The organism is Cupriavidus sp. HY129, from assembly GCF_059492215.1.
The window spans coordinates 1318874-1335129 of the sequence record NZ_CP083255.1; the positions used below are offsets into that span (position 1 = coordinate 1318874).

Genomic DNA, 16256 nt, shown 5'->3' on the forward strand with positions numbered 1-16256 from the left:
TTCGACATGCAGACCGTATTTCAATCCATCCAGCGCAACGCCAGCCGCCTGACCCTCACCGCTTTCGCGGCTACCTCGATGCTGATGGCCGGTTGCGCTTCCGCGACCACGATGATCTCCGACGCATCCGTGCCGGCCACGCTGGCCCACGCGTCGGCCGATGTGATCTACGTGCGCGGCTTCGACGTGAACGCGAACCAGGTACGTGTCGATGACAACGTGATGCACCGTGTCAAGGCCATGGCGACTGGCAATGCCGGCGCGCTCTCGCAGGACCAGACCGCGCTTGATGCACGCAATGCGGTAGCCGACGAAATCGTGAGCGATCTGCGGGCCAAGGGCTTGCATGCCGAGCGTATCGACGGCCCGGTGCCGACGGATGCCAACGCGCTGATCGTCGATGGCCGCTTTGACAAGATCGACGAAGGCAAGTCGCGCCGCCGGATGCTGATCGGCCTTGGCGCGGGCAAGAGCGATGTGTCGGCGTCGGTGCAGGTGTCCTATCAACCCGCGCATGGCACGCCGGTGCCGGTCGAGTTGTTCCAGACCAGCGCCAACAGTGGCCATATGCCCGGAATTGCGGAGACCGCAGGCATCGGAGCCGCCGCTGGTGCGCTGACGACCGCCGCCGCGGCTGGTGCGGGTGTGCATGGGGCGACGGAGATGAAGCGCGACAGCATCTCGGCGGAAGCCAGGCGCGTGGGCGACGCCGTGGCGAAGCAGGTGGCGGGCGTGGTGGAGAAGCTGTCGAAGACGGCCTGAGCGTCGGTGGGCCTGCCGGGCGCAGGCTCGCCGGATAGCTCGGTGACTCTTGAGCGACAGGGGGAGACAGGGCTGCCAGGGCAATCCCGCCAGCTCTGCCCGATTTCTGCTTCCAGGCAATGGATGAGGCCGGTACCCGCCAAAAGGCTTTTCTCGACCTGGCGCATCAGATACATTGGCGTTTCACGAACGGGTCAGGGTGCCGCGAAGCCGTGAAACACTACTCCTCCGAAAACTTCCACCTTACGCAAAGCATCGGATTCCATCTCAACCGGGCACGCAACATCCTGTTGATGGAGATGGATGCCGCACTGCGGCCGCTCGACATCACGGGCCAGCAGATGGGCATCCTGTTGTCGCTGACGCGCGGCGTGGCCACCACGCCGTTCGAGATCAGCAAGGTGCTTGGGATCGATACCGGCCTGATGACGCGGATGCTCGACAAGCTTGAGAGCCGGGGACTGCTGCAGCGCCAGCGCAGCATCGAGGACCGGCGGGTGATTCATCTGCTCCTGACGGACAAGGGCAGGGAAGTGGCGGCCCGCATTCCCGAGATCGCGCCCGAAGTGCTCAACCACCGGCTGCGCGATTTCTCCACGGAGGAGTTCTGCGAGTTCCTGCGGCTGCTGCGCAAATTCACCGATTCCGACTAGGCCGGACCCGCGAATCGCTGGGGTGAGCGGCGGGTGCCGCTTCCCCCTTCCCCCTTCCCCCTTCCCCTTTCCCGAGAGCGGCGGCTTAATCGAGCAGGCGCGACAACGCAGGCGGCAGCCCCGCGTTGGGTTTGCGCGGTGGGCGCGCAAAGCTGCCCTCTCGCGCGCTGCCGGCTTGCAGCGCTACCAGCGATTCGCAATGCCGCACGGCGCTGCTGACGCCGTCCACCACCGGTACCGGAATACGGCCCTTGAGCGAGCGGGCCAGTCCGGCCAGCGGCGCGCCGGCCACGATGATCACGTCAGCGCCGTCCTCGCGCACAGCTTGCAGCGCGAGTTCTTCCAGACGTGCCGAGTGGTCTTCCTGCACGCTGCCAATATCGCGCAGCGGTTCCTGCAATGAGCGGATGCTGGCCAGCCGGTCGCCCAGGCCATTGGCCGCCACGCATTCGCGATACCACGCCTGAATGCGGTGTGAAATCGCGATGATGGAGAAACGCTGCCCCAACAGGCAGGCGCTGGCCAGCGCGGCTTCCGTCATACCTACCACGGGTACGTCGAACAACTCCTTCAGACCGGCCAGGCCGGGGTCGCCAAACGCGGCCACGATCAAGCCGTCGAACTGGCCCGCGTGCTCGGCGGCGGCGCAGGCGGTGGCATAGCCACCCACCAGTGCTTCGAAGCGCGTTTCGATATAAGCCACGCCGAACGGGGCGGTTGCCATCGTGATGCGGGTGTCCGGCGACGCAGTGCGCTGGGCCTCGGCGTGAATCAGGTCGGTGACCGACTCACTGATATTCGGATTGACGATGAGCAGGTTCATGGCGAATCAGATCTCGGGTTGTCCAGCTTCGAGGAACTTGCCGCGGCCGGCCGCAGGCTCCAGGTACTCGCCATTGCGCACGATCAGTTCGCCGCGCGAGAAGGTAGTCATCGGCCAGCCGGTGACCTCGATGCCTTCATACGGCGTGTAGTCCACCGCGTGGTGCAGGTTGGCGTTGGCGATGCGCACCTTGCGCGTGGGGTCCCAGAGCACGATGTCCGCATCGGCGCCGACAGCAATCGTGCCCTTGCGCGGGTAGAGCCCGTAGATCTTGGCGGGGCGGTACGACGTGAGTTCCACGAATTGGTGCAGCGAGAGCTTGCCGCGCGCCACGCCGTCGAACAGCAACGGCAGGCGGGTTTCGATGCCCGGCACGCCATTGGGGATGTGGTCGAACGGCTGTGCCGTGCCGCCCAGCTTTTTGCCTTCCGGATCGTCGTAGTTGAACGGCGCATGGTCCGACGAGAACACGCTGAACACACCATTGGTCAGCGCACGCCAGACGGCGGCCTGGTTCTCCGGGTCGCGTGGCGGCGGGCTGCAAACGCACTTCGCGCCTTCGTAGCCATCGTCGCCGCCCATGCCCATGTCCTCGGCGGTCAGGTACAGGTACTGCGGGCAGGTTTCCGCCAGTATCTTCATGCCGCGACCCTGCGCCCAGCGGATCTGCTCGATGGCTTCCTTGCCGGAGACGTGCACGATCAGGATCGGCACGTCCACCAGTTCCGCGAACGTGATGGCGCGATGCGTCGCCTCGCGTTCGACAGCATCGGGGCGCGCCAGCGCGTGGAAGCGCGGCGCGATGCGGCCTTGCCCCACGAGCTTGTCGGTCAGCCACGAGATGCAGTCGGCATTCTCGGCGTGCACCATGACCAGCGCATTGTTCTGCCGCGCCACGTCGAGCACGGACAGCATCTCGCGGTCCGACAGTTTGAGGTCGTCATAGGTCATGTAGACCTTGAAGGAGCTATAGCCCTGGCGGATCAGTGACGGCAGTTCGTCCTCCAGCACGGCGGGGGTGGGGTCCGCCACGATCAGATGGAACGCGTAGTCGATCACGGCGCGGCCATCGGCGCGACGGTGATAGTCGTCCACGGCCGCCTTGAGCGAAGCGCCTTTCTCCTGCGCGGCGAACGGGATCACAGTGGTCGTGCCGCCGCACGCGGCCGCGCGCGTGCCGGTGAAGAAGTCATCGGCCATGCGCATGCCGTCGGGCATCGGCTGGTCCAGATGGCAGTGGCCGTCCACGCCGCCGGGCAAGGCCAGCAGGCCGGTGGCGTCGATTTCGCTGGCAGCCTGCGGCAGGTCGTGGCCAAGTGCCACGATGCGGCCGCCGCGCACGCCAATGTCGCAACGGAAGCGGTCGGAAGCGGTGACCACGTCGGCATTGCGGATCACCAGATCGAGATTGTTGTCTGCGGGCATGGTCGTCACTCCGAGGGGTTGCCGGTCATTCGACTTCGCGGAACAGGCGGCCCCAGCCCTGCAGCGCGCGGGTATCGACACCGGCCAGACGCAGCGACTTCCACACCACGGTGGCGATCGTGTCGTAGACCGGGATGCCGGTCTCGGCCTCGAGCGCTTCCACCAGATGCGCGGCACGCAGGTTGGTGCAGAACGTGGTGATGGCCTGTGGCTTTTCGGCGGCCAGCTCGCGCACCATCTTGCGGACGGTGTCCTCGTCCACTTCGGCGAAGCTGTAGTTCACATGCAACCCCAGGTGGCGCTCCGTCGAACAGTCGAAACCGCTGCGCTGGTAGTTGGCGACGATGCGCTCCTGCACATCGTGCAGGTACGGCGTGGCCAGGCCGAAGCGGCGTGCGCCGGTCTTTTCCAGGATTTCGTTCAGGGCCAGCACCGAGGTGGTGGCGGGGATGCCCGTGGCCTCGGTGATCTGGCGGCACAGCGCTTCATCCTTGTCGAAGCCGAGCCAGCCCGACGACGTGCCGTTCCACGCGATGACGTCCACGCGGGCATCGGCCAGCAGGCGAGCGGCAGCTAGGATCTTCTCCAGATCGAACTGGCCGAGCGCCTGATCGCGCAGCGAAATCTCGGTCACGGTGAAGCGCGAAAAATGCGCGCTGACATTGGGCAGGCCGCTGACCATCGCGCTGGTGATGGGTTCGAGCGCGGTGTTGGAGGACGGCGTGAGCATGCCGAGGCGAATCTGTCTGGTCATGATGGGTATTACTCAGGAGTTCAAACGGGCGCCGTCCGCAGGGGCGACGCCTCTGTATTCGTGTGGAATTCGGGGTTCCAGCGCTGCGGCGGTACCGTCAGACCGGAATTTTCTTTTCGTAGTCGATGTTGGTCGACGCCAGCAGCAGGCCGATGCCGCAGGCGGCAAAGAACATCAGTGCCAGGAAGTACGAGCCGGTGGCCTGGACGATCAGGCCGACGATGATCGGCACGCTGATGCCGGCGATGTTGCCGCCCAGGTTCATCACGCCGCCGAGGAAGCCCACCTTGTTGCGGGTGCCCAGCATCGACGGGACGGACCAGAACAGGCCGCACCAGCGCAGGAAGAACAGGGTGGAGGACAGCAGCACCACGACCGCTACGGGGTCGGTGACGTAGGCGACCGAGAAGATCGACACCGTGGCCACCACCGCGGCGATGCCGAACAGTGTGCGCATCACCACGTTCGGGCGTCCGCCGGCTTCTTTCCACTTGTCGGCGATCCAGCCGCCGAGCAGCTCGCCGACGAATCCGGCGAAGAAGATGATGAAGCTCGCGCCGCCCATCTGCTTCAGGTCGAAGCCGCGGGCCTTGCTCAGGTAGGTGGGCATCCAGGTCAGCAGGCCGTAGAACACGGCGTTGAAGCACATCCAGCTGATGGCCATGCACCAGACCGAGCGGTACTTGAAGAAGTCCAGCGAGCGGCCGCTCAGGTTGGTCGGCTCCTCGCTGTGCTCCAGGGCAAGCGCGTCCTCGATATGACGGGCTTCTTGTTCATTCACGCCGAGGTGTTCGCGTGGCGAGTTGCGGATGTACCACCATGCCACGAAGCCGGCCAGAACCGTGCCAACGCCGGCCACCACGAACGACAGGCGCCACGAGCCCAGTTCGCTGATCAGCCCGGCAATGATGAGCGAGCCGAGCGCCGCGCCCAGCGGCGCGCCGCCGTCGAGCAGCGTGGCGCCACGGCCGCGTTCGTTCTTCGTCATCCAGATGGCATTGAGTTTGCCGCCGGCCGGGTAGATCGGGGCTTCCGCAGCGCCGAGCCCCAGCCGCGTCAGCAGCAGCGAGGTGGCATTGGTGCAGACCGCTGCCAGCGCCTGGAACGCGCCCCAGAACACGGTAGCCGTAGCGATCACGATGCGCGGCTTGTACTTGTCGGCCAGCATGCCGCCCGGCACCTGCATGACGGCATAGGTCCAGAAGAACGAACTCAGGATCAGTCCCTGCATGGCGGGACTCAGGTCGAATTCCTTCGCGATCAGCGGCATGGCCACCGACAGCGATGCGCGGTCGATGTAGTTGATCGCCACGAGCAGCAGCATCATCAGGAAGATCTTCCATCGCACGCTGCTGCGGGGAACCGCGAGCGAGGCTGCGGCGGGGCTTGTGGATTGCATGACGGGTGTCTCCTTGTCCTTGATGCCTTCGATGAGGCGTTTGGTTTAGTGTGTCGCGCAACTGGACGCAGTATAGGATACGTAATCTGTAATTACAACATCTGTAAGTCATTGATTTATATAGACGACGAATGCACAGATTAGGTGTGTGGTAGCCTCCTGATGGTGCAAATTCCCCAACCTGGTGATGTCTGTGACACAAGCGCTTCCCAAAACCGCCCGGCTCCGCACGCTGGGCATGTCCGCCGAGATCGCGGCGCGGTTGCGCACGATGATTCAGGAAGGCGAGCTGCCGCCGGGCGTGCGGATCGACGAGAAGGCCTTCTGCGAGGCCTTCGATGTGTCGAAGACGCCGTTGCGTGAAGCACTGAAGGTGCTGGTGGCCGAGGGGCTGGTCCTGCATCGCCAGTACATCGGCTATCGCGTTGCGCCGCTCGATCTCGACGAACTGCGCGCCACATTCGAGACGTTGCATGGGCTGGAGGCACATGCCGGGGACCTGGCGGCGCAGCGGCTCAGCGATGCGGCCGTGACCAAGATCGAACGTCGCCATCAGGCCATGATCGACGCGCACGACGCCGGACGCCGCACCGACTACTTCCGCATTAACCAGGAAATCCACCAGCTCATCATCGACGGTGCCGGCAACGCCGTGCTGGCCGGCATCTATGCGATGCTGATGAGCAAGGTCCACCGCGCCCGTGGCGCGGCCAACGCGGATATGCTGCGCTGGCAGGAATCGCATACCGAGCACGAGGAGATCATCGCGGCGCTGCGCGAGCCGGGGCGTCCGCGTCTGGCCGACGTGCTGCGACGGCATTCCGAGAACACCGCGAAGGAAGTGTTGCGCGTGGTCGAGCAGACGCTGGCCGAGCCTGCGGCGCGCGCGGCGGGTGGCGGGCGACGCTGACAGGCACTGACGATTTCTCTCCGGGCCTGAGGGACCTGCCGTTTTTCCGATGGATCAACATTGCTCTTCAGGAATAGTGAAGACGGCTTCACCATTTGTGGCTGGCTCCGCCGCCTGGCGGTACCTATAGTCCACGCCAGCGCGGCTTTCCCCAACCGCGACGACAATGGAGACATAAAACATGATCAGGACATGGGTCGGCGCGTGTGCTGCGGTTGTGACGCTGTTCGCCTCGACCGCTCAGGCCGAGGACATCCGCGTGATGACATCGGGCGGATTCACGGCTGCCTACAAGATCCTGGGTCCGAAGTTCGCCGGGGAGAGCGGCAACACGCTGGAGACGACGCTTGGGCCGTCGATGGGGCAATCACCGGAAGCCATTCCGAACCGGCTGGCGCGCGGCGAGCAGGCCGACGTGGTGATCATGGTCGGCTACGCGCTCGACGATCTGATCAAGAAGGGTGTGGTCGATCCAACGTCGCGCGTCGAACTGGCAGATTCGCGCATCGGCATGGTAGTGCGGCAGGGCGAGGTGGTGCCCGATATCCGTACCGTGGACGCGCTGCGTCACGCGCTGATGCAGGCGAAGTCGATTGCCTATTCCGATAGTGCCAGCGGCGTGTACGTTCAGCGCGAGCTGTTCAAGCGGCTCGGTGAGCCAGAGGCACTGAGCGCCAAGGCGAAGAAGATCGAGAAGACCCCTGTGGCCTCGGTCGTCGCCAATGGCGAGTACGAGATCGGTTTCCAGCAGGTGAGCGAGCTGTTGCCGGTGTCTGGTGTGAGTTTCGCCGGACGCATCCCCGAGGACGTGCAGTCGATCACGCGTTTCGCCGGCGGGATTCCTGTCAACGCTGCACACCCCGCGCTGGCAAAGGCATTGCTCGACTACATGGCTGCGCCGGCCGCCCAGACGGTTGTGAAGGAGACGGGCCTCGATTCCGTCCCCCACTAGGTTTTTCGGAGACTGCAGTACTGCCCCGGGGCCGGCGTTTGCCGGCCCTTTTTCATTGGGTGTGGATCTGGGCGATCACCACGAGGATGACCGCCGCATTGCCGGGCTGCTGGAAATGCGAGGAGATCGTCCGCGCATGGCCAGCCCTTGCGCCCAGCACATCCACGAGCAGATCGGAGGCGCCATCGATGACCGCCGGCTGCTGCAGCCAGCCTGCCGCGCTGGCGACATGGCCCTCCACCCGCACGATGTGATCCAGGCGGTCGAAGCCACCCAGGTACGCGTGGATCTGGGCCAGTACGTTGAGCGCGGCCAGCACGGCGGCGTGATGGCCTTCTTCCAGGGTCAGATCCCTGCCGACCTGCCCCTGCCAGACGACCTTGCCGTCGGCCAGCGGCAATTGGCCGGAAATAAAGAGCAGATTGCCTGCCTGGCTGACGGCGGCGTAGTTGCCCAAGGGGCGGGGCGGATCGGGCAGCATCAGGCCGCGCGCCGCGAGCCGTTGCTGCACGAGGGTATCGAACGCGTTGGCATGGATCACGAAGGGGCTCCTGTGATGATCACGGGGCGATGACGGTTAGGGCTGGGGGCGCCGTCGCTCGCAAGGGGCGCGGCGATGGCGGCACACAAGCAATCAGCGGCCAGCGCTGTAACCGCCATCTACTGCCAGCACGGTGCCGGATACGAAGTCAGCCTTGGCGAGGTAGAGCACGGCGGCGTTGATCTCGTCGATGCGGGCGATGCGGCCCAGTGGATGCAGGCGACCCAGCGCGTCGTGACTTTCCGCTGCGTGCATCGGGGTGTCCGTCACGCCGGGCGCGACCGCATTCACGGTGACGCCGAACGGCGCCAGTTCCAGCGCCAGGGCCCGGGTGGCCTGATTGAGACCGCCCTTGAGTGCCACGGCCAGCAGTGCCGGCACGCCGGCGTGCGGCTGCAGCGCGATCGATGCGGTGATGTTGATGATCTTGCCTTGCCGGCGCTCGCTCATATGCCGCGCGGCTTCCTGGGAGGGATACAGCGTGCCCTTCAGGTTCGTCGCGATCTGTAGCTCGATTTCCTCGGGCGTGAACTGCACGAAAGGCTTGGCGGAGAAGATGCCGGCGTTGTTGACCAGCACGTCGACATGACCGAAGCGCGCAACGGCCTGCGCGAAGACTTCGCGTGCTGTGTCCGGGAGCGCGACGTCGCCAGCCACGCCAACGAAGCGTTCGCCGGCGCCCAACTGCGCGGCCGTGGCTTGCAGGCGTTCCTGCGAGCGGCCGGTGCCGACCACGTTGTACCCGTCCTTCAGAAAGGCCCCGGCCAGACCCAGGCCGATGCCGCTGGTGGCGCCAGTGATGATGACGGTGGGATGTGTGTTGCTCATGATGTGCTCCAGAGAGATAGGTGACGCGGACCGGCGTCGCGTTTGCAGTGCCGCCTCCGGTTGAACACACTCTATTCCGGTATCAGGGAGCAAAAAACGGGGTTGTGTACACTTGTCCTGTTACATGAGGTAATAAATATGCACAGGCACTTCGACGACGTCCTGCTCGGCAGCATCGAGCTGTTTTGCCTTGCGGCCGAAGCGGGTAGCTTCACCGCCGCTGCCAACACCGCCGGGGTCACGCCGGCGGCCGTAAGCCGCTCGATTTCGCGGCTGGAGAAGCGCCTGGGCGTGCGCCTCTTTGTGCGGTCCACGCGCAGCATCCGGCTGACCGAGGGCGGCAGGAGCTACTTCGAGCAATGTCGTGGCGCGCTCAACCAGTTGATCGAGGCCGAGCGCAAGGTCACGGGCGAGCAGGTCCAGCCTTCGGGCACCCTGCGTATCAGCGCGCCGACGACTTACGGGCACTACCGGCTGCTGCCCTTGCTGCCCGTCTTGCGCGAGCGGTTTCCTCTCCTCAGGTTCGAGATCCAGATCGGCAACCGCAATATCGATTTCCACGAGGAGAACTTCGACGTGGCGATCCGGTTCCGCGCGCAGCCGGATTCGACAATGGTCTCGCGGCATCTGGAGGATGCGGAACTGGTGGTGGTGGCGAGCCCTGGGTATCTGAAGCGGGCCGGACGGCCGCAGGCGCTTGAGGATCTGCAGCGGCACGAGTGCATTCAGTTCGATCTGCCCAGCAGTGGCCGGCCGATTGCGTGGCTGTTCATGGATGGTGGCCGTGAACGGCAGGTGCTGGCTACAGAAAGCCATTATCTGTGCGCCGAGGACGTGCTTGCCGGCGTCACCCTGGCCAGGTCCGGTGCCGGTCTGTTCCAAACCTACCGCTTTATCGTCGAACGGGACTTGGCCGACGGCACGCTGGTCGAGGTCCTGCAGCCATTTGCCGGCCGGTCACGGCCGGTCAGTCTGATGTACCCGCACGGGCGCCTGCTGCCGTCGCGGGTCCGGGTGTTCGTGGATTTTCTGATGGAGCATGCGGCGGCCCTGGCAAGCGCGCGGGGGGGGGGCGGGGAAACCTGCCCGGGGCTAGCGAATGAGCGAAAGGCCGGGCGCCGGCTGTTGCGCAAGTGGCCGTGAAAAAAGCGTCGGCCGAACCTTCTCACCCTCCTTTCTTAGGGAAATCGTCTCTATCTTGTAACGGCGTCAACCGATAATATTTCAAGGCGTTACGAAATATTACGAGACCAGGCCTGCGTTCCCCACATCACATTTCAATGAGACGGGCCGGCTCGCAAGCCTCAGCGCGCGTATCGCATGGGGCCAGGGTTGAATCCGCGCATGCCAAGTCCGAGCCAGGGCGGTGTGTGCCATACAAGGGGAGCAGTCAGTCGTGCATGAACCAGTGTCGTACTTGCAGGGGCTCGTCCACGCCCGTGCGGGGGGGCTTGTTGACCTTTATCCGGCGTATTACCTGCGATATCTCGCCTCCGTGGCGTCGATATCTGCCTTCTGTTATCCGGCGGGCAGCCGCAAGTGGCTGACGCGGCGTGCCAAGCTGATTGCGCTGTCGGCCGTGCGGGCCGGTTCGGCGCGGTCGTGGCTGCGCGCCGCAGCGTCGTCGCCGCTGCTGCAGCGGGTGGTGGTGGCGCGGCCGTTGATGCTGGAGAAGCCATTCCGGCCGCTTGGCGCGCTGGGTCTGGGCTTTGGTGACCGGGCGAGGTTGGTGGTGGACCACTACGTGCTGGCGGAAGCCGCGCTGCCTGTTTGCGTCTGCGATCGAATCTATTTGTCCGGCGGACTCCGGTGGATGTCCGAGGATGGGCGCTACGAGCTTCGTCTGGCCGATTCCGGCCCGAATCCCAAGGAAGGCGAACTGGCTTTCTACTGGACCGATATCGAGACCGGGGTTTGCCTGACGCAACTGAGCTTCTATCTCAGGCGTGGCGACCACGGTCCGGAAATCTATGTCGGCGGCCTGCAGGGGCCGATGGGCGAGCAGAGCCGCGAATGGATTCGCCTTGCCACCAAGGCCAGCGAAGGCCTGCGGCCCAAGGATGTCGTGATGGAGGCGTTGCTGGCGTTCGCCGCACACGTTGGCGCCCGGCGTGTGGTGGGGGTGTCCCGCGCCAATCACGTCAGCCGGCAGCGCAACACGCCGCGTGAAATCCTGGCGGACTACGAAGGCTTTTGGGCGGAGTACCACGGCACGTCGCTTGCGGATGGCAACGTCGATGTGCCGATCTGCCAGCCACAACGCGATATTGCGGAGATTCCTTCCAAGAAGCGGTCGGCCTGGCGCCGCAAGCAGGCATTTGCCGAAGCGGTGCGCGCGACGGTGGCGGACTGGCTGCGTGCCGACGCGGTCCCCGCCGGCAACGATCCCCAACTTCCTGTTGCCGCAGCTGTCGCTGCCTGATCGCGTATGGAAGAATCTGGTCGTGGTAAACCCTAGTAGTCTAGCTACCTAGACTTTTAATAGAGTCCGATATCGACTTGGCGCGCCGGCTGAATGCCGGCGCGTTTCGTATGCCGGACGCCAACGACCTCCTCTCTCGCAGCCGCGAACCTGTCTATCTACAGCTGGCCACGATCTTTCGACGACAGATCGAAAGCGGCGCGTGGCGGCCAGGTGAACAGATTCCTTCCCTCGAAGCGCTCTGCCGTCAGTACGGCGTGGCGCGCATGACCATGCACAACGCCCTTTCCCGCCTGGACGAGGAAGGGCTGGTCGAGCGCTCGCGTGGCCGGGGGACGTTCGTCAAGGCGGGCGGCCGTGAATGCCGGCGAATGGCGTTGCCGATCAACTGGAACCAGGCCGTGGCCGTGGGCGACAAGCTGTCCACGGAGGCCATCGTCGAATCCACCGCCGATGTGCCGCTGCCTGATGACCTGGGCATGCCCTGCGACGGCCGTCGCGCCGATGCCTACCATTTCCTGCACCGCGCTCATCGCACCGATGGAAGACCGTTCGCCGTGGGCGAGGTCTATATCGCCGCCGATGTCTTCGCGCGCGACCCCGAGGCTTTCCGCCACGGCGCGTCGGTGCCGGTGCTCGACCGATTTCCCGGCCTCAAGGTCAATGCCGCGCGGCAGCGGCTGTCGATCGTTCCGGCCGGTGCCGAATCCGCCAGCGCGCTCGAACTGGCCGTGGGCGCCCCCGTGGCCGAACTGCGGCGTTTTGCCTGCGTCGACGACGTGATCGTTTATTACGCGCGGATTGAATTCCCGACCGAGTATGTCTGCCTGGATTTCGATCTGCTCGCCCCCCATTCCTGACAACACCCACCCAATACGGAACCTGCAATGGAGACTCAAGACACGATGAACGGCGCGGAAAGCCTGGTGAAGACGCTGCTGGCTTGTGGCGTCGATACCTGCTTTGCCAACCCCGGCACCAGCGAAATGCATTTCGTGGCGGCGCTGGACCGGATTCCCGGCATGAAATGCGTGCTGGGCCTGTTCGAAGGCGTGGTCACTGGCGCGGCCGATGGCTACGCGCGCATGGCCGACAAGCCGGCCGCCACGCTGCTGCACTGCGGCCCGGGGCTGGCCAACGGCCTGGCCAATCTGCACAACGCGCGCCGCGCGCAGACGCCGATCATCAATATCATCGGCGATCAGGCCACGTATCACCGCCCGCTCGACGCGCCGCTGACCGCGGATACCGAAGGTTGGGCGCGCCCTGTTTCCGTCTGGACGCGTACCGCTACCCATGCGGCGTCGGTTGGTGCCGATGCCGCCGCGGCGGTGCAGGCCGCGACTTCCGCACCGGGTGGCGTGGCAAGCCTGATCTTGCCATCGGATGTTTGCTGGGATGCGGGTGGCAAGGTGGCCGCGCCGCTGCCGGCGCTGGCCGTGCCGAAGGTGTCGCCCGATGCCGTGCAGAACGCCGCGCGCGTGCTGCGCAGCGGCCAGCCCACGCTGATCGTGCTGGCGGGCAACGCCTTGCGCGCTGGCGCTCTGGCTGATGCGCACCGGATTGCCGCCGCCACCGACGCGCGACTGATCACGCCGATGTCGAATTCGCGCGTGACACGTGGACGTGGCCATCTGGCTGTTGACCGTATTCCGTACTCCGGTGACGTGGCACGCCAGAAGCTGGCGGGTATCCGTAATGTGATCCTGGTCGGCGCGCCCGCACCGGTGACGTTCTTCGCCTATCCGGGCAAGTCGCCGCGTCCGTACCCCGAGGATGCCGTCATCCACGTGCTGGCCCGGCCCGAAGAGGATCTGGGCGAGGCATTGGCCCGCCTGTCGGACGAACTGGGCGCGCGTAATGCTCCGCTGCCGGCCTCGGCCCATATCACGGCGGAGCCGGCAAAGGGTGCGGTGACATCCGAGGCGGTGGCGCAGACGCTGACCGCGCTGTTGCCAGAACAGGCCGTAGTGGTGGAAGAGAGTGTGAGCTTCGGCCGCGCGTTCTATCCCGGCACGGTCCATGCCGCGCCGCACGACTGGCTGCAACTGACCGGCGGCGCCATCGGCGCTGGCCTGCCGCTGGCCACGGGCGCTGCAATCGCGGCACCGGACCGCCGCGTGGTGGCGTTGCAGGCCGATGGATCGGGCATGTACACGCTGCAGTCGCTGTGGACCATGGCGCGTGAAAAGCTTGACGTGACGATCGTGCTGCTGGCCAATCGCAAGTACGCGATCCTGCTGGGCGAGCTGGCTGGTGTGGGTGCCAATCCTGGCAAGACCGCGCTGGATATGCTCGACCTCGGCAATCCGGATCTGGACTGGGTCAAGATGGCCAACGGTATGGGCGTGGAAGCTGCGCGTGCGGAGAACATGGAGACGTTCGCCGACCTGTTCCGCATGGCCAACCAGCGCAAGGGCCCGTTCCTGATCGAGCTGGTGATCTGAGGGGCATTCCTCGCAGATTGACGGCGCCCCTCTCCCGCTTGGCGGGAGAGGGGCGCTAACCTTCCTTCAACCTTCCACTTCCGCCCAGCCAGCCATTGCCTGGCCGCCGGCATCGTCGCCGGTCCACAGAATCACCTTCCCGGGTGTCTCCGCATCGTCCATACCACCGACGGTGACCGTATCCAGATGGAACAGCGGCGCAAGCCCGCGGAAGCCGAAGCGCTTCACGCGCGCGTCGGGGCGCTCGTGCCGCAGCAGTTCAAGCATCAGCATCGCCTGCATCGGTCCATGCACGATCAGGCCCGGGTAGCCCTCCACGTCGCGCACGTAGTCGAGATCGTAGTGAATGCGGTGGCCGTTGAACGTGAGCGCCGAATAGCGGAACAGCAGCACCGGATCGGCCTTGAGTGACCGGCCGAACTGCGCGGTGTGCGCCAGTCGCGGACGCGGCGGTTGCGGCTGGCCGCGCTCGGGCATGGCGCGATAGACGATGTCATGACGCTCGTTCAGCGCGGTTTCGCCGTTGACGCTGAGCTCATGATCGACGGTCACGAACCAGAGTTCGCCGGTGCGGCCAGACTTGTGCTGGACATCGGTGATGGTCGATGTCTTCGTCACGGTTTCGCCCACGCGCAGGCCGCGTTTGAACGTCACTTCGCTACCGGCCCACATGCGGCGCGGCAACGGTACCGGCGGGAGGAAGCCGCCAAGCGCGGGATGTCCGTCCACGCCGATTTCGTGCTGCGGCGCGCGCGGCAGGAAATAGAGCCAGTGCCACAGCGGTGGCAGCGGCTGGCTGACGAGCGCGTCACCATCCAGGTCGAAGGTGGCCGCCAGCCCTTGCACCGGTTCCGCGGCGAGCGTTTCGGTGCGGGATTCGGTGCGGCCGATCCACTCGCGCAGTTCTTCGAGGGTAGGGGTGGTCATGTGGATCTCGCAGGCTCTCGTGGTAATCAGCGGGCGGCGGGCAGCCAGTCGTTGACGTTGGCTTCGCGGTCGAGCTGCCAGACGCGCGCAATGATCGCGCGCATCTCGGCTTCGGTCGCGCCGTGGCGGAACGCGCCGAGCTGGATGGCCTTCGCCTCGAGTTCGGGACGCGACAGCGTGTTGTCGGGGTCACCCTTGGGCACGTCGACACGCGCCTGCAGCGTACGGCCGTCAGTGGTGCGCACCGTCACGCGGCCGATCCACTGGCGCGGATAGGCGGTGTTGATTTCCTCGTCGAGTTCCATCGTGACCTTGTCGCGGAACGCCGAGACCTGCGCATCCTTCAGCGAATGCTGCTCGAACTCGCCCAGGCCGGCATGGGCGTGCACGGCGACCAGGCCGAGCACCGTGCCCATCGAGAACTTGGCCTGATGGATCGTTGCCGGGTTGACCACCGGGCCAAGCACGTCGATCGCGCCCTGATGGACGTGCGCCGTGACGGCGGCGATCTGGTCGGCTTGCAGTCCTTCGCGCAGCATCAGCGCCTTCAGCGCGTCCGCGGCCGGATGCGTGTGGCGGCACGAGGCGAAGAACTTGAACGACGTTTCCGCCGTGGCCCAGCGCGTGCCGAGGCCATCAGTCAGCGCCGCCGGATTGGCGTCGCTGGACATCCCCGCTGCCATGCCCTGCGCGCCTTCCAGGATCTGGCGCGCGCCGGTGAAACCCGCGCGTGCCAGCCAGGCGGACTGCAGGCCATCGGCGGCGGCCTTGGCCGTGTGCAGTTGCTTCGAATCCGCGGCGTCGCGCAGGAATTCCCACAGGCCAGCGGCCTGTGTGCCCGCGGAACCCAGTGCCTGGTTGATACCTTCGGCATCGAGTCCGTACAGCTTGGCTACTGCCGCCGCAGCGGCCAGCGTGCCGACGGTGCCGGTGGTGTGGAACACGCGGTAGTGCGAGCGGCCCATGAACTCGCCGATGCGGATGCCTGCTTCGTAGCCGGCGATCGAGGCCAGCAGCACTTCCGCGCCGGTTTTGCCTTCCGCCTGCGCGGCGGCAACTACGGCCGGGAACACCACCGCGGCGGGGTGGAGCACCGAGCCGTTGTGGACGTCATCCTGCTCGACCACGTGTGACGAGGCGCCGTTGATCAGCGCGGCGAAATAGGGCGATGTGCGACGGCGGTCGACGAAGACCTCGGCCTGGCCGGTGGCCGGGCCCATCGCGGCGGCGAACTCCTGGATGCGTCGCACGGCGGGCGCGTCCTTGCCGGCGATGGCCGATGCGATCCAGTCGAGGAACAGATCCTTGGTGCGCTCGATGACGGGCGACGGCACATCGGCGAGCGTGAACCGCGCGAGAAACTCGCAGAGCTGGCGGGTCGGATAGCGGGTATCGATGTCGGACATGGTGGGT

General features: G+C 65.6%; 16 protein-coding genes. 8 read left to right on the forward strand and 8 right to left on the reverse strand.

From position 1 onward, the window contains the following. Nucleotides 1-6: 6 nt before the first annotated feature. Nucleotides 7-762, forward strand: coding sequence for a DUF4410 domain-containing protein (locus K6G35_RS22230; protein WP_035884510.1), 756 nt, complete (start codon nucleotides 7-9; stop codon nucleotides 760-762). Nucleotides 763-974: 212 nt separating this feature from the next. Further along, a complete protein-coding gene (locus K6G35_RS22235) occupies nucleotides 975-1415 on the forward strand; it encodes a MarR family winged helix-turn-helix transcriptional regulator (protein ID WP_024568967.1) in 441 nt (146 codons plus the stop codon). Nucleotides 1416-1500: 85 nt separating this feature from the next. Here the strand turns inward: K6G35_RS22235 and K6G35_RS22240 are convergent, their stop codons facing one another. The 4 genes from K6G35_RS22240 to K6G35_RS22255 all read right to left on the reverse strand — a co-directional run bounded on the left by K6G35_RS22240 (nucleotide 1501) and on the right by K6G35_RS22255 (nucleotide 5816). Then, complete coding sequence (locus K6G35_RS22240; RefSeq protein ID WP_008646980.1) at nucleotides 1501-2238, reverse strand: aspartate/glutamate racemase family protein; 738 nt, start codon at nucleotides 2236-2238, stop codon at nucleotides 1501-1503. Nucleotides 2239-2244: 6 nt separating this feature from the next. Continuing rightward, nucleotides 2245-3663: a dihydropyrimidinase gene (gene hydA / locus K6G35_RS22245; protein ID WP_008646989.1), complete on the reverse strand. Its 1419-nt coding sequence runs from the start codon at nucleotides 3661-3663 to the stop codon at nucleotides 2245-2247. Nucleotides 3664-3688: 25 nt separating this feature from the next. Beyond that, nucleotides 3689-4417 (reverse strand): maleate cis-trans isomerase family protein, encoded by a 729-nt coding sequence (locus tag K6G35_RS22250; protein WP_186426044.1) that lies wholly within the window; start codon nucleotides 4415-4417, stop codon nucleotides 3689-3691. A gap of 97 nt (nucleotides 4418-4514) precedes the next feature. Beyond that, nucleotides 4515-5816 (reverse strand): MFS transporter, encoded by a 1302-nt coding sequence (locus K6G35_RS22255; protein WP_017511596.1) that lies wholly within the window; start codon nucleotides 5814-5816, stop codon nucleotides 4515-4517. 187 nt (nucleotides 5817-6003) lie between these two features. Here K6G35_RS22255 and K6G35_RS22260 point away from each other — a divergent pair, with 187 nt between their 5' ends. Together K6G35_RS22260 and K6G35_RS22265 are read left to right on the forward strand one after the other, a co-directional pair. After that, on the forward strand, nucleotides 6004-6726 hold the full coding sequence (locus K6G35_RS22260; RefSeq protein WP_186426043.1) for a GntR family transcriptional regulator: 723 nt from the start codon (nucleotides 6004-6006) through the stop codon (nucleotides 6724-6726). 181 nt (nucleotides 6727-6907) lie between these two features. Then, on the forward strand, nucleotides 6908-7678 hold the full coding sequence (locus tag K6G35_RS22265) for a substrate-binding domain-containing protein (RefSeq protein ID WP_495677108.1): 771 nt from the start codon (nucleotides 6908-6910) through the stop codon (nucleotides 7676-7678). 52 nt (nucleotides 7679-7730) lie between these two features. Here K6G35_RS22265 and K6G35_RS22270 read toward each other — a convergent pair whose 3' ends face one another. Both K6G35_RS22270 and K6G35_RS22275 read right to left on the reverse strand, forming a co-directional pair. Next, a complete protein-coding gene (locus K6G35_RS22270; protein WP_186426042.1) occupies nucleotides 7731-8219 on the reverse strand; it encodes a RidA family protein in 489 nt (162 codons plus the stop codon). A gap of 93 nt (nucleotides 8220-8312) precedes the next feature. Then, nucleotides 8313-9047, reverse strand: a complete 735-nt coding sequence (locus tag K6G35_RS22275; protein WP_008646999.1) for an SDR family NAD(P)-dependent oxidoreductase — start codon at nucleotides 9045-9047, stop codon at nucleotides 8313-8315. Between the two features lie 138 nt (nucleotides 9048-9185). On the opposite strand from K6G35_RS22275, the gene K6G35_RS22280 reads away from it, so the two are divergent. The 4 genes from K6G35_RS22280 (at nucleotide 9186) to K6G35_RS22295 (ending at nucleotide 13916) form a co-directional block, all read left to right on the forward strand. Next, the gene (locus K6G35_RS22280; RefSeq protein ID WP_495677109.1) at nucleotides 9186-10190 is read left to right on the forward strand and encodes a LysR family transcriptional regulator; all 1005 of its coding nucleotides are present in this window, start codon (nucleotides 9186-9188) and stop codon (nucleotides 10188-10190) included. Nucleotides 10191-10443: 253 nt separating this feature from the next. Further along, the gene (locus K6G35_RS22285; RefSeq protein WP_081596814.1) at nucleotides 10444-11469 is read left to right on the forward strand and encodes a VirK/YbjX family protein; all 1026 of its coding nucleotides are present in this window, start codon (nucleotides 10444-10446) and stop codon (nucleotides 11467-11469) included. Nucleotides 11470-11579: 110 nt separating this feature from the next. Beyond that, on the forward strand, nucleotides 11580-12329 hold the full coding sequence (locus K6G35_RS22290) for a GntR family transcriptional regulator (RefSeq protein ID WP_011518410.1): 750 nt from the start codon (nucleotides 11580-11582) through the stop codon (nucleotides 12327-12329). 45 nt (nucleotides 12330-12374) lie between these two features. Next, a complete protein-coding gene (locus K6G35_RS22295) occupies nucleotides 12375-13916 on the forward strand; it encodes an acetolactate synthase large subunit (protein WP_495677124.1) in 1542 nt (513 codons plus the stop codon). Nucleotides 13917-13982: 66 nt separating this feature from the next. Here the strand turns inward: K6G35_RS22295 and K6G35_RS22300 are convergent, their stop codons facing one another. Then, complete coding sequence (locus K6G35_RS22300) at nucleotides 13983-14843, reverse strand: HTD2 family dehydratase (protein ID WP_186426040.1); 861 nt, start codon at nucleotides 14841-14843, stop codon at nucleotides 13983-13985. Between the two features lie 26 nt (nucleotides 14844-14869). After that, a complete protein-coding gene (locus tag K6G35_RS22305; protein ID WP_008647010.1) occupies nucleotides 14870-16249 on the reverse strand; it encodes an MmgE/PrpD family protein in 1380 nt (459 codons plus the stop codon). Nucleotides 16250-16256 lie beyond the last annotated feature (7 nt).